Origin of the sequence: Microbacterium testaceum, from assembly GCF_001476285.1 — a bacterium.
In the GTDB taxonomy this organism is placed as follows: Bacteria; Actinomycetota; Actinomycetes; order Actinomycetales; family Microbacteriaceae; genus Microbacterium; species Microbacterium testaceum_B.
In genome coordinates, this window is record NZ_LDRU01000042.1 from 1 (window position 1) to 12267 (window position 12267).

Here is a 12267-nt window from a genome sequence, read left to right on the forward strand (position 1 = left end):
CGACGTGCTGGTGCTGCAGACGCTCCTCTGGGCCGATGAAGTGCGCGAGGCCGCCTTCCCCGCTCTGGATGAGGACGTGCGCATCTCGGCGAAGGAGCTCGAGATGTCGGCATCCCTCGTCGACAGCTTCTCGAAGGACTTCGACCCCGAGGAGTTCACCGACGAGTATCAGCAGGAGCTGCGGACCCTGATCGACGCAAAGCTCGAGCAGGGCGACGCGATCGACACGGATGCCACCTTCGGGGCGCAGGAAGACGAAGACGGCGGCGAAGTCATCGACCTGATGGAGGCGCTGCGGGCGAGCGTGGAGCGCACCCGCGCAGCGCGCGCCGAGAAGGACGAGCCCGCGAAGAAGAAGACTCCCGCCAAGAAGAAGAGCTCGAAGGCGTCTTAGCGCGTGGGCTGATCGCCGTCTTCGAGCGTCTTCGGGTCGAGGGCGAGCGACGCGGCATCGTCGTGGGTGACCGTTCCCTCGCGCTTCGCGGCGGCCCGCTCACGGAAGTAGTGGATCGCGATGAAGAGTGCCGTGCCGGCGACGGCGGCGAGCAGGATCACGTCGATGTACTCGGTGACGATGTCCCGGATGAAGGGGATGTAGCCGACGGCGTAACCGAGCATCGTCAGGCCGATGCCCCAGATGACGGCACCGATGAAGTTGTACAGCGTGTACTTGCGCCACGGCATGTGGCCGACACCGGCGGCGATCGGGGCGAAGGTGCGCACGACGGGGACGAAGCGCGCGAGGATCACCGTCAGTCCGCCGAAGCGCTCGAAGAACGCGTTGGTGCGTTCGACGTTCTTTCGGCTGAAGATGCCGGAGTCCTTGCGCTCGAAGATCGACGGACCCGCCTTATGGCCGATGTAATAGCCGACCTCACCACCGATGAAGGCGGCGAATCCGATCGCGAGGGCCACCCACCACGCGTTGATGCCGAACACACCGTTCGGCGCCGCGGGCGTCGAGTGCGACAGCAGGCCGGCCATGATCAGCAGCGTGTCGCCGGGAAGCAGGAACCCGATGAGCAGACCGGTCTCGGCGAAGATGATGAAGCAGACCACCAGCAGCGCCCAGGGCTGCGAGTTGGTGATGATCGTCGCGGGGTCGAGCCACGGGAGCAGGGCGGTGGGGTGGATCACATCGGTCCCGTCGGGTCGGAGAGGTCGTGCTCGGGTACGGCGGTTGTCGTGCGGAAGGGGGGACTTGAACCCCCACGCCCGAAGGCACAGGAACCTAAATCCTGCGTGTCTGCCAATTTCACCACTCCCGCGAGTGGGTTTAGTCTATGCGCGCGCGAGGCTCGCACGATGTGAACCAGCCGTCAACCCCCGGCGACGTCGCCCGCGACGACGGTCGTGACATTCCGGGTCTCGTGGATGTCGTCGGGTCGGCCCGCGAAGGGGTTGCGATCCGCGATGGCGAGGTCGGCCGGCGCTCCCGGGGCCAGGGTTCCGGGACCAATGCCGAGCAGGTCCGCCGAGCCGCGCGTGTATGCGTCGAGCGCCTCGCCTAGCGAGAGGGACTGAGCGGCGCCCAGGGGCTCGGCATCCGATTCTCCCGGCGGCTGACGGGTCACTGCCACGTGGACGCCGAGCCAGGGGTCGAAGGTCGAGACGGGCCAGTCCGATCCCATCGCGAGGCGCGCGCCCGCGGTGCGCAGGGAGGCGAACGGGTACAGCTCGTCGGCGCGTCCGGCGCCGAGGAGCGGGAGCGTCACGTCGCGGACGAGGTCGTTGCGACACGCCCAGTACGGCTGGCAGTTCGCCGTCACCCCCAGCGCCGCGAACCGCGGGAGGTCGGGCGGGGTGATCAGCTCGAGGTGGGCGATGTGGTTGCGCACGCGAACGCGATCGGCGGAGGGGACCGCGGCGAAGCCGTCGAGGGCGTCGCGGACCGCCGCGTCGGCCAGCGCGTGGACGTGCACGGCGAGTCCCGCGGCGTTGAGGGCGGGCACGAGCAGGCGCACGATCTGGGGGTCGAAGTAGGCCAGGCCGTGCGAGCCGTCGGGGTAGGGCGCGCAGACGTGAGCGGTACGCGTCTCGATGATCCCGTCGAGCATGAGCTTGGCGGTGCGCGTCGGGAACCCCGCCGCCGTGTTCACACGGGCGCGTTCGACGCACTCCGCGACGAACGCGTCGATGGTGGCCGGGGTTAGATCGCGGGGCACCCAGATCGCGCCGGTGGCTCGGCCGACGAGGTCACCGGCCTCCGTGAGGGCGCGGTACGCGTCGGAGAAGTCGGGGTACCCGGCGTAGGTGCCGAGGGCTGCCTCCTGCCAGCCGGTGATGCCCGCGGCGAGCACGTCGCGAGAGATCGACAGGAGCGCTTGAGCGATGTCGGCGGTGGCGGACGGCGGGACCAGGGGGGAGACGAGCTGCATCGCCCCCTCGCGGAGAGCTCCGCTGGGGGCGCCGTCCGACGAGCGTTCGATCCTCCCGTCGAACGGGTCCGGCGTTCGCTCGTCGATCCCCGCCGCGCGCAGGGCGGCGCTGTTCACCCACGCGCCGTGGTGATCGGCGTCGAGGAAGAGGGCGGGCCGATCGGGGACGAGCGCGTCGAGGTGGGCGGCCGTCGGACCGGTCGTCGGGAACAGCGTGGGGTCCCATCCTCCGCCGACGATCCATGCCGCGGTCGTCCCGGCGGCGAACGTCCGGACGCGCTCGTCGATCTCCGCGAGGGAGGCCGCCCCGGCGAGGTCGCAGCGCAGCGCGTCGACGGCCCCACCGCCGAGGTGGATGTGGGAGTCGACGAATCCGGGGGTGACGAGGCCTCCGCGCGCGTCGAGCTCGTCGGCATCCGGTCCGATCGCGTCGCGGACGTCGGATCGGGGTCCGGTCGCGACGATACGACCGTCGCGGATGCCGACGGCGTCGCCCTCGAGCACCGATCCGCCGGAGAACAGGACGCCGTTCGCGACCACGAGACTGCTCATCCGCCCAGTGTGGCGGCTGGCGGGTCGACACGCCGAGGGAATGCGTGCGCGCCGAGCCCGCTTGTCCTCTCCATGCGAGCGATCACGTACTCCCAGACCGGTGACTCCTCCGTCCTGACGCTCGGTGAGCGTCCCGTTCCCGAACCGGGACCCGGCGAGGTGCGCGTGCGCATCGCCGTCTCGGGCGTGAACCCGACCGACTGGAAAGCGCGTGAGGGTGGTCGGCCCTTCTCGTTCACCGAAGTGACGCCGAACCAGGACGGTGCGGGAACAGTGGATGCCGTGGGCGAGGGCGTGACGTCGGTCTCGGTGGGGCAGCGGGTCTGGGTCTACCTCGCCCAGCACGAGCGTCCGACGGGGACGGCGGCCGAGTTCGCCGTGATCCCCGCGGGGCGCGCCGTTCCGCTCGCTGAGGGGGCGTCCTTCGCCCTCGGCGCGAGCCTCGGAGTGCCCGCGATGACCGCGCACCGCGCGCTCACCGTCCACGAGAACGGCCCGTCGCGCCTCGCGCCGGGAGCCCTCGCCGGGAGGACGGTTCTCGTCCAGGGCGGCGCGGGGGCGGTGGGTCACGCGGCGATCCAGTTGGCGGTCTGGGCCGGTGCCACCGTCATCGCCACCGTCAGCAGCGATGAGAAGGAAGCGCTGGCTCGCGCGGCGGGCGCCCACCACGTGTTGCGGTACCCGAGTGAGACGTTGGCCGATGGCATCCGGGAACTGGCCCCGAACGGCGTGGAGCACATCGTCGAGGTGGCGATCGCCGAGAACGCGGCGCTCGACGTCGAGGTCATCGCCAACCACGGAAGCATCGGCTACTACGCCGACAACGGCGGAGACAGTTTCACCGCCGCCGTGCGGGCGAGCTTCGCGAAGAACGTCCGCTGGCAGGGGCTGCTGCTCTACACGGTGGGGGAGACGGCCTTGACCGCGGCCGCCGAGGACATCTCCGCGGCTGTCGCCGACGGCGCCCTGCCCGTCGGCGAGGAAGCGGGTCTGCCGGTCACGTGGTTCCCGCTCGACGAGACGGCGGCCGCCCACGACGCCGTCGCCGCGGGGGCGACGGGGAAGGTGCTGATCCGGGTCAGCGACGAGGACTGACGCCACTCGCTCCACCGCGGACGGCGATCACCGTCGACGCGGCGCCGAGCGCGAGTGCCGCGATGGCGAGCGCGGCGGGGCTGCCGAGGCGATGGGCGACCCCGCCGATCACGGCCCCTGCCACGAGTGATGCCCACAACAGCAGGGGGCGTCGCCACGCCGTCCGCGAACGCCCGGTGAGCAGGGACGCGAGGCCCAGACCCAGGCTCACGAGGGTTCCCGTCGCGTAGGTGATGGCCACGCGTGCGCGGCCCTCCGCGAGGAAGAGCGTGTTGAGCGCCCCCATCGCGGCGGCGAGCAGTCCTGCTCGCCAGAGCGTCGCGTCGCCGGCCAGGGCGAGTCCGGCCGCGATCCCGACGGCCACCGCAGCGCCCGCGACCACGCGCGCGAGGGGGCGCGACGCGTGCATGCCGGCGGTGGCCCCCGCCGTCACGCCGATCACGAACGCGGCGATGATCCCGGCCGAGATCAGCGCCGCCCGGGCGCCGCCGTCGAAGAGGTCTACCGCGCCCTGCGTCGAGTTGCCGCTCATGAACGAGACGAAGAGGCCGCCCGTGTCGAGGAACCCGATCGCGTCGACGAACCCCGCGACGCCGGCGAGAGCGGCCGAGAGGGCGAGCGCGCCGCGGTCCACGTCCTTCATAGCGCCCTCCCGTGCGTCTCGTTGATTCGCATCTTCGTGCGCGGGGCAGCCGCGGGCAAATCCTCGGGGCGTGAAAAGGCCGTCGGGGCCGCGTGCCGATGACACGCGACCCCGACGGCCCCTCTGCGGTGCTTACTCCTGCGGGCGTCGACGGGCGATGATCGTCCCGGCGGCGATGAGCGCGCCGATGACGAGCATTCCCGCGCCGATCGCCGGGAGCGGGGAACCCTCGGCATTCGATCCCGTCTTGGCGAGGTCGTTGCGCGAGCCGGGACCCGCGGTCGCGCTCGGCGACGGGACGGGCTGCGCGGTCGGCTCCGCCGTCGGCTGCGCGGTGGGCTCAGCGGTGGGCTCGGGAGTCGGCTCGACGGTGGGCTCGGGCGAGGGCTCCGTCGGCTCGGGCGACGGCTCGGCCGCCGCGTCCCAGGCCAGGGCGACGGCGGCGTAACCGATCGCCGGGGCGAAGATGTCAATCGAGTCGCGGTTGACGTTCGCGAGGCTGTCGTTGATCGTGTGGTAGTTCCGGTCCATGTAGACCCCGGCCGTCCCGCCGAACAGTGCGGCCTGCTCCTCGGTCTTGATGTCATCGGCGCCCGAGAACAGTCCGCCCGCGGGCACGCCGTTGTCGATGAACGCCTGGTAGTCCGAGCGACCCGAGTACTCGGTGTCGATCCACGGCTGCTCGATGGTGTCGAAGTAGTCGGTGTAGAGCTTCTCGATCTCCACCGACCCTTCGGGGATGTTCACGCCCTCCGCCGGGAAGGTGGAGCGGTCGGCGTCGTACACGCCCACGGTGAAGTTCTCGGAGCCGATCATGTCGTAGTTCAGGTACGACGAGATGCGGTCCCATTCCGCGGGGTCGTTCGCGACGAGGTCGTTGACGTACGCGGTCGAGCCCAGCAGGCCGATCTCCTCGGCGCCCCACAGGGCCAGGCGGATCCGCTTGTCGTTCGGAACCTCGGATGCCGCGATCTTCTCCGCGAGAGCGAGGACGGCCGCGGAGCCCGAGCCGTTGTCGTTCACCCCGGGTCCCTCGGCGACGCCGTCGAGGTGCGCGCCGATGACGACGGTGTCGTCGGGGTCGCCCGCGACGCTGTCGGCGATGATGTTGAAGGACTGGCCGACGAGGAACTGCTTCTCGATGACCGCGGTTCCCTCGACGGGAGCGTCCACGGGCGCCGCGGTGACGAGCGCGGCGAGGGCGTCGCCACTGGCCTGCGGGAGCGTGGCGGCGGGGGAGTCCTCTTCGTTGCGCGGGCCCGAGCCCACGTTGGTCAGCTGATCGTCGGGCGAGACGCCCTCTTCAGCGGGGCGCTCGTTGTTGTAGACGAACACCGCTCCGGCTCCGGCCGCGGTGGCGTTGTCGATCTTGGCCTCGAACGTGCAGTCGCCGCGCTGGACGAGCACGATGGCTCCCGCGGGGACGTTCGCGAAGTCGGTGGGTTCGCAGCCGAGCCGACCGCCGTCCGCGGACTCGGGGAGGGCGAGCGCCGCGGTCACCGGGGAGTCGGTGCCTTCGCTGTTGTCGAAGTGCGAGCCGGTGTAGGTCGTCCCGTCGACCGTGAGGGAGGCCTCGCCGAACTCCGAGTACGGCACGTCGAACGCGTGCCGCGACACCGTGAACGCGCCGGTCGCTTCGAGCACCTGCTCGGCATACTGCGCGGCGGCCTCGTAGCCGGGGGAGTTCCAGGAGCGGTAACCCTGGTCGGCGAACGACTCGCTGATGTCGGACAGCTCCGTCAGGTGCGTCATGACGTCGGCACCGGTCAGACCGAGATCGTTCGGCGCGTCGCCCGGTGCGGGGGCGGCGAAGGCCGCCGGAGCGACCAGGAGCGCGCCCCCGACGAGGGCGCTGGTGGCCAGGACGGCCGAGGCGCGCCGGGCGCGCGAAGCCGCGCGCGGCGCGAGGGAATGCGGGGTGTTACGGGGCACGGTGAAGGTACCTCTCTGCGGGCGGCGTCGCCCGCTTCATCCGGGGGAAATGACACGTCGCCGGAGGGCGGCGAACGTGTGACCGATTCTCACGGCAAAGTCATCAAATGGCCAGAGTCAACCGGATTTTTTACGGCCCGGAAACACGCAAAGCTGACTTTTGCCCCGTCTTTCCGGGGCGAATCAGGAAGATCCGAATCCGTCAGGATCGCGATCTCGGCACGTACCGCGGGACCCAGCGGACGAAGCCGAAGGCGCCGAGCGCGGCGACCACTCCCATGGCGGCGACAGCCCCCGACAGCGACACCAGCGCCGTCAGCGCCGAGATCATCACGGGAGCGATCGCGCCCCCGGCATCCGTCAGGGTCCGCCATGATCCCAGGAACGCGGCCGGCTCGTCCGCGGGCGCCAGATCGGCGCCGAGGGTGAGCAGGATGCCACTGGAGAGCCCGTTTCCGACCCCGAGCACCGCGGCGAACATGGCGAACCACATCGCCGAGCTGTCGAGATCGTGCGTGAACGACAGGGCGAGGAAGCCGGCCCCCATCAGCACCATCGCGGGGAGGGCCGCCCACAGGCGGCCGAAGCGGTCCATGACCTGTCCGCTCGCGTAGAACAGCGCGAAGTCGATGGCTCCCGAGACGCCGACGACCACCGCGATCGTCGAGGCGTCCAGCCCGAGCGACACGCCCCAGAGGGGAAGGACCACCTGTCGCGCCGAACGCACCGCCGACAGTGAGGCGGCGGCTAGGCCGAGGCGCGCCAGCACCGCGCGGAATCGCCACATCGTACGGAACACGCCGACGCGCTCGACGGTCGGGATCGCACCCGTCACGGGCTCACCGGTGTCCTCGTCGTCGCGCGAATCGCTGCCGTTCGCCGCGACCGCCTTCTCGGGATCGGGACCGAGGAACACGAGCAGGATCGTCGCCACCTGGCAGACGGCGAAGAAGGCGATGGATGCCTTCTCGTCGCCGAAGATGCCGAGCAGCGCCGCGGAGATGAAAGGGCCGACGAACATCCCGAGCCGGAAGGTCCCGCCGAGAAGCGACAGGGCGCGAGCTCGGAAATGCAGGGGAACGCGCGTCGTCATGAAGGAATGACGGGCGAGGGCGAAAGAAGCCGCGCAGAAGCCGATGAGGAAGACGGCGGCCGCGAAGATCGCGAGAGTCCCGGCGAAGACGACGCCCACCAGGCCGCCGAGGATGACGATCCCCGCCACGCCCATGGTGATCCGCTCGCCGAACCGCGCGACCGCCCATCCCGCGGGGATGTTGCCGCACAGCTGACCGACCACGAGGGCGGCCGCGACCAGGGCGGCCAGGGCCACGTCCGCGCCGAGGCGGTTCGCGATGACGGGGATGAGGGGGATGACGGCTCCCTCGCCGATCGCGAACAGCAGGGTAGGCCCGTAGATCATGGGTGCGAAGCGCACCAGCACGCTCCGGGGAGAGTCGGCGGTCACCGTCTCCACGATAGGCTGATTCCAAATGCTCGAACTCGATTTGACCGCCGACATCCAGGCGCTGCGCTCGACCTTCGCCGATATCCAGGCCGTGGTCGACGTCGACGCACTCAAAGCCGACATCGATCGCCTCAGCGAAGAGGCGGGTGCTCCCGACCTCTGGGACGACGTCGACAACGCCCAGAAGGTGACCAGCCGGCTCAGCCACCGTCAGGCCGAGCTCAAGCGCATCACCGAGATCGAGCAGCGCCTCGACGACCTCGAGGTGCTCGTCGAGCTGGCGATCGAGATGGACGACGAGGACAGCGCCGATGAGGCCCGCAGCGAGCTGGCCTCGCTGAAAGACGTGATCGGTCAGCTCGAGGTCCAGACGCTTCTCGACGGCGAGTACGATTCCCGCTCGGCCGTCGTCACGATCCGTTCGGGAGCGGGCGGCGACGACGCCACCGACTTCGCCGAGATGCTCCTGCGCATGTACCTGCGCTGGGCCGAGCGTCACAAGTACCCCGTCAAGGTCATGGACACCTCCTACGCCGAGGGCGCGGGCATCAAGTCCGCCACCTTCGAGGTCGACGTGCCCTACGCCTACGGCACCCTGTCGGTCGAGGCCGGCACCCACCGGCTCGCGCGCATCAGCCCCTTCGGCGGTGCCGACAAGCGCCAGACGAGCTTCGCCGCCGTCGAGGTCATCCCCGTGATGGAAGAGGCCGTCGAGGTCGAGGTGCCCGAGGGTGACATCCGCGTCGACGTCTTCCGCTCGTCCGGCCCCGGCGGTCAGTCGGTCAACACGACCGACTCGGCCGTGCGCATCACGCACATCCCCACCGGCCTCGTCGTCTCGATGCAGAACGAGAAGTCGCAGATCCAGAACCGCGCCGCGGCCATGCGCGTCCTCCAGACGCGCCTGCTGCTGCTCAAGCGCGAAGAAGAGGCCGCCAAGAAGAAGGAGCTCGCCGGCACGATCACCGCGAGCTGGGGCGACCAGATGCGCTCCTACTTCCTCTACGGCCAGCAGCTCGTGAAAGACCTCCGCACCGGCTACGAGGTCGGCAACCCCGCCGTCGTCTTCGACGGAGACCTCGACGGCCTCATCGCGGCCGGAATCCGCTGGCGCAAGCGCAAAGACGACGACGACTGAGACGGATGCCGCGGTCCTCGGCATCCATAGGGTTTTCCCGGATGCCGACACGGCGCGTCCTGTCGGGCTCTCCGGAACGCGCGCTTAGGCTCGTCGAGCCATGATCCGGTTCGAGAATGTCACCAAGCGGTATCGCGGCACCACGAAGCCCGCGCTGAGCGCAGTCGACTTCGAGGTGCAGCGCGGAGAATTCGTCTTCCTCGTCGGCGCCTCGGGTTCGGGGAAGTCGTCGTGCCTGCAGCTGATCCTGCGGGCCGAGACCCCGAGCGAAGGGCGTGTCGTCGTGCTCGGTCGCGACCTCCGCACCCTGTCGAACCGCAAGGTTCCCTATTTCCGTCGCCACATCGGCTCGGTGTTCCAGGACTTCCGGCTGCTGCCGAACAAGACGGTGCACCAGAACGTGGCTTTCACGCTGCAGGTGACCGGCGCCTCGCGCGGCTTCGTCCAGCAGGCGGTTCCCGAGGTCCTCGCTCTGGTCGGTCTCGACGGCAAAGAGAAGCGCCTTCCGCACGAGCTGTCGGGCGGTGAGCAGCAGCGCGTCGCGATCGCGCGCGCCCTCGTGAACCGCCCCCAGGTGCTCCTGGCCGACGAACCGACGGGAAACCTCGACCCCGGTACGTCGATCGACATCATGCGCCTCCTCGCGCGCATCAACGCCGGCGGGACGACGGTCGTCATGGCCACGCACGAGGCCGGATTCGTCGACCAGATGCAGCGCCGTGTGATCGAGCTTCGCGGCGGCGAGATGGTGCGCGACGAGCGCCACGGCGGCTACGGCGACCGGTCGGGGCTGCCCGTGCTCGCACCGGAGGTCGAGAAGGGCGCGGCCGCGGTCGCAGCGCTCACGGCCGTGCTCGAGGTGCAGCGCGAGGTCACGAACATCACCGGGCCCGTCGAGCCGCTCCGCGGACCGGAGGGGTCGGAGCAGGTCTCCGCCGCCCCCGTCGAGCCCACGTCGCCGTCGGTCACCACCGCTGCTGCGGAACGCCGCGAACCCGGGACGAACACCCGCTCGATCCCGGTGAGCAACCCCGAGGTCGACGCGCTCGGCCTCGCTGACAGGCTCGGGCTCGCCGAGAAGAAAGACCGCGACGACGAAGTGGGACCCACGTCATGAGATTCGGGCTCATCCTCTCGGAGGCCTTCACGGGTCTTCGCCGTAACGCGTCGATGGTCATCTCGGTCATCCTCGTCACCTTCGTCTCGTTGACGTTCGTGGGTGCCGCGATGCTCATGCAGATGCAGATCGGCAAGATGCAGTCGTACTGGGCGGATCGCGCGCAGGTCGCGGTGTTCATGTGCTCCACCGTGTCCGACAAGCCGACGTGCAACGCCGGTGAAGCCGCCACCCAGGATCAGATCGACGCGGTGCGCGCCACGCTCGACGGCGAGGCGCTCAAGCCGCTCATCCGCGATTACACCTTCTCGACCAGCGACGAGGCCTACCAGAACGCTCAGGGTCTGCTGTCATCCGACATCGCCGGCGTCGTCACGGCGGACCAGTTCAACGCGACGTTCAACATCAACCTCGTCGACCAGAACCAGTCCGACGTGATCGCGGAGGCGTTCAGTGGGCAGGCCGGGGTCGAAGAGGTGACCAACCAGATGCAGTACCTGGAACCGCTGTTCCAGTCGCTCACGGTCGCCACGTACGTCGCCGTCGGCATCGCCGGTCTCATGCTCATCGCCGCGGTCCTCCTGATCGCCACGACGATCCGTCTCTCCGCCTTCGCGCGGCGAAGAGAGCTCGGCATCATGCGTCTCGTCGGAGCGTCCAACCGGTTCATCCAGACACCGTTCATCCTCGAGGGCGTGCTCGCCGCGCTGATCGGGTCCGCTCTCGCGAGCGTTGCCGTGTGGGCGATCGTGCAGGTCGGGGTCGAACGGTATCTGCGCGATCGGATCAGCTTCATCACATCCTGGGTGAGTCTCTCGGACGTCGCGATCGTGGTCCCCGTGATCGTGGTGATCGGCGTCGTCCTGGCCGCGTTGAGTGCCGGCTTCGCCATTCGGCGATGGCTGCGCGCCTGATCGCGTACACTGAGGGGCTCTGTGTGCCCGTGATCATGAGGAGGTGGCACCATGCCTCGTGAGCAGGGGGAGAAGCTCATCGCGTCCAACAAGAAGGCGCGACACGACTACGCGATCGAGAAGACGTACGAAGCCGGTCTCGTGCTGACCGGTACCGAGGTGAAGTCGCTGCGCCAGGGGCGTGCGAATCTCACCGACGGCTACGCGTACATCGACGGCGGTCAGGCCTATCTCGACGCCGTTCACATCCCGGAGTATTCGCAGGGCCACTGGACGAACCACTCGGCCAAGCGCACGCGGAAGCTGCTGCTGCACAAAGAAGAGATCGTGAAGCTCTCGCACGCCGTCGCGGCGGGCGGCTACACGCTCGTTCCGTTGCGTCTGTACTTCCTCGACGGGCGTGCGAAGGTCGAGATCGCGGTGGCCAAGGGCAAGCGCGAGTTCGAGAAGCGACAGACGATCCGCGAGCGCGAAGACAAGCGCGAGGCCGAGCGGGCCATGCGCACGCGCAACCGTCTGGGGGAGTGACTCTCACTCCGCGCGGAAGCGCCCCTCGACGGTCGAGCTCACCACGATCTCGGGCGGCTGCAGACTGAACGACGGCCCGCTGTCGGCGGTCATCGCGCGAGCGGCGAGAGGCATCGGTTGATCGGGTCGCGACGCCAGGAGTCCGGCATCCGCGATCTCCATGGCGGACACGGATGCCAACCCCAGGGCGTCCGCGTAGGCGCTCGCGCGCTCGACCGCGACGCGCACGGCGTCGGCGGCGACGTCGCGTTCGACGCGGGCGCGCGTGTCCGCCGAGAGTCGCCAGTCGACGGCCGTCACGTGGACATCGTCGGACTCGGCGACATCGCCGAGCCACCACGACAGCGCGCCGGCATCGGTGAAGGTGGCCGAGAGCTCGACGGCGGCGTGATGGACGAGGGGGAGCTGAGCGCCCTCGTTGTTCCAGGGGCGGTCGGACCAGACCGACACACGCGCGCTCGACCACTCGGAGATCTCGCCGGAGCGCAGGTGCGCGACGAGGCCG

At 69.6% G+C, this 12267-nt stretch carries 11 protein-coding genes, 1 tRNA gene and 1 pseudogene; 6 read left to right on the forward strand and 7 right to left on the reverse strand.

Annotation, left to right across the window (positions count from 1 at the left end; all coding sequences use genetic code 11):
- Window positions 1-394: pseudogene (locus NS283_RS08775) on the forward strand (Ku protein); the annotation flags it as partial.
- On the opposite strand, the gene NS283_RS08780 reads toward NS283_RS08775, so the two are convergent.
- From NS283_RS08780 to NS283_RS08790, 3 genes are all read right to left on the reverse strand, one after another.
- The gene (locus NS283_RS08780) at window positions 391-1137 is read right to left on the reverse strand and encodes a DedA family protein (RefSeq protein ID WP_440589443.1); all 747 of its coding nucleotides are present in this window, start codon (window positions 1135-1137) and stop codon (window positions 391-393) included. The pseudogene NS283_RS08775 and the gene NS283_RS08780 overlap by 4 nt on opposite strands.
- Before the next feature lie 49 nt (window positions 1138-1186).
- Window positions 1187-1268, reverse strand: a tRNA-Leu gene (locus NS283_RS08785).
- Window positions 1269-1319: 51 nt separating this feature from the next.
- Window positions 1320-2930: an amidohydrolase gene (locus tag NS283_RS08790; RefSeq protein WP_058596487.1), complete on the reverse strand. Its 1611-nt coding sequence runs from the start codon at window positions 2928-2930 to the stop codon at window positions 1320-1322.
- A 72-nt stretch (window positions 2931-3002) separates the two neighbouring features.
- On the opposite strand from NS283_RS08790, the gene NS283_RS08795 reads away from it, so the two are divergent.
- Window positions 3003-4025 (forward strand): NADPH:quinone reductase, encoded by a 1023-nt coding sequence (locus NS283_RS08795; protein ID WP_058596488.1) that lies wholly within the window; start codon window positions 3003-3005, stop codon window positions 4023-4025.
- Here the strand turns inward: NS283_RS08795 and NS283_RS08800 are convergent.
- From NS283_RS08800 to NS283_RS08810, 3 genes are all read right to left on the reverse strand, one after another.
- The gene (locus NS283_RS08800) at window positions 4009-4668 is read right to left on the reverse strand and encodes a DUF1275 family protein (protein WP_058596489.1); all 660 of its coding nucleotides are present in this window, start codon (window positions 4666-4668) and stop codon (window positions 4009-4011) included. The genes NS283_RS08795 and NS283_RS08800 overlap by 17 nt on opposite strands.
- A gap of 132 nt (window positions 4669-4800) precedes the next feature.
- Window positions 4801-6600 carry a M20/M25/M40 family metallo-hydrolase gene (locus tag NS283_RS08805; protein WP_058596490.1) on the reverse strand — a complete coding sequence of 600 codons (1800 nt, stop codon included), beginning with the start codon at window positions 6598-6600 and terminating at the stop codon, window positions 4801-4803.
- 202 nt (window positions 6601-6802) lie between these two features.
- Window positions 6803-8020 carry an MFS transporter gene (locus NS283_RS08810; protein ID WP_058596497.1) on the reverse strand — a complete coding sequence of 406 codons (1218 nt, stop codon included), beginning with the start codon at window positions 8018-8020 and terminating at the stop codon, window positions 6803-6805.
- 70 nt (window positions 8021-8090) lie between these two features.
- Here NS283_RS08810 and prfB point away from each other — a divergent pair, with 70 nt between their 5' ends.
- The 4 genes from prfB (at window position 8091) to smpB (ending at window position 11762) form a co-directional block, all read left to right on the forward strand.
- Window positions 8091-9203 carry a peptide chain release factor 2 gene (gene prfB / locus NS283_RS08815; RefSeq protein WP_058596491.1) on the forward strand — a complete coding sequence of 371 codons (1113 nt, stop codon included), beginning with the start codon at window positions 8091-8093 and terminating at the stop codon, window positions 9201-9203.
- Between the two features lie 100 nt (window positions 9204-9303).
- Entirely contained in the window at window positions 9304-10320 is a 1017-nt protein-coding gene (gene ftsE, locus NS283_RS08820; protein WP_058596492.1) for a cell division ATP-binding protein FtsE, read from the forward strand.
- Window positions 10317-11234, forward strand: a complete 918-nt coding sequence (ftsX, locus tag NS283_RS08825; RefSeq protein WP_058596493.1) for a permease-like cell division protein FtsX — start codon at window positions 10317-10319, stop codon at window positions 11232-11234. Before ftsE ends, ftsX begins: the two co-directional genes overlap by 4 nt.
- Before the next feature lie 51 nt (window positions 11235-11285).
- A complete protein-coding gene (gene smpB / locus NS283_RS08830) occupies window positions 11286-11762 on the forward strand; it encodes an SsrA-binding protein SmpB (protein WP_058596494.1) in 477 nt (158 codons plus the stop codon).
- A 3-nt stretch (window positions 11763-11765) separates the two neighbouring features.
- Here smpB and NS283_RS08835 read toward each other — a convergent pair.
- The coding region (locus tag NS283_RS08835) for an SIMPL domain-containing protein (protein ID WP_058596495.1) at window positions 11766-12267 on the reverse strand (502 nt) is incomplete at its 5' end.

Excerpts from the sequence above, each read along its gene's own strand:
- NS283_RS08790 (WP_058596487.1), bottom strand. The coding sequence starts at position 2,930 with ATGAGCAGTCTCGTGGTCGCGAACGGCGTCCTGTTCTCCGGCGGATCG.
- NS283_RS08795 (WP_058596488.1), top strand. The coding sequence starts at position 3,003 with ATGCGAGCGATCACGTACTCCCAGACCGGTGACTCCTCCGTCCTGACG.
- NS283_RS08800 (WP_058596489.1), bottom strand. The coding sequence starts at position 4,668 with ATGAAGGACGTGGACCGCGGCGCGCTCGCCCTCTCGGCCGCTCTCGCC.
- NS283_RS08810 (WP_058596497.1), bottom strand. The coding sequence starts at position 8,020 with ATGATCTACGGGCCTACCCTGCTGTTCGCGATCGGCGAGGGAGCCGTC.
- prfB (WP_058596491.1), top strand. The coding sequence starts at position 8,091 with ATGCTCGAACTCGATTTGACCGCCGACATCCAGGCGCTGCGCTCGACC.
- ftsE (WP_058596492.1), top strand. The coding sequence starts at position 9,304 with ATGATCCGGTTCGAGAATGTCACCAAGCGGTATCGCGGCACCACGAAG.
- ftsX (WP_058596493.1), top strand. The coding sequence starts at position 10,317 with ATGAGATTCGGGCTCATCCTCTCGGAGGCCTTCACGGGTCTTCGCCGT.
- smpB (WP_058596494.1), top strand. The coding sequence starts at position 11,286 with ATGCCTCGTGAGCAGGGGGAGAAGCTCATCGCGTCCAACAAGAAGGCG.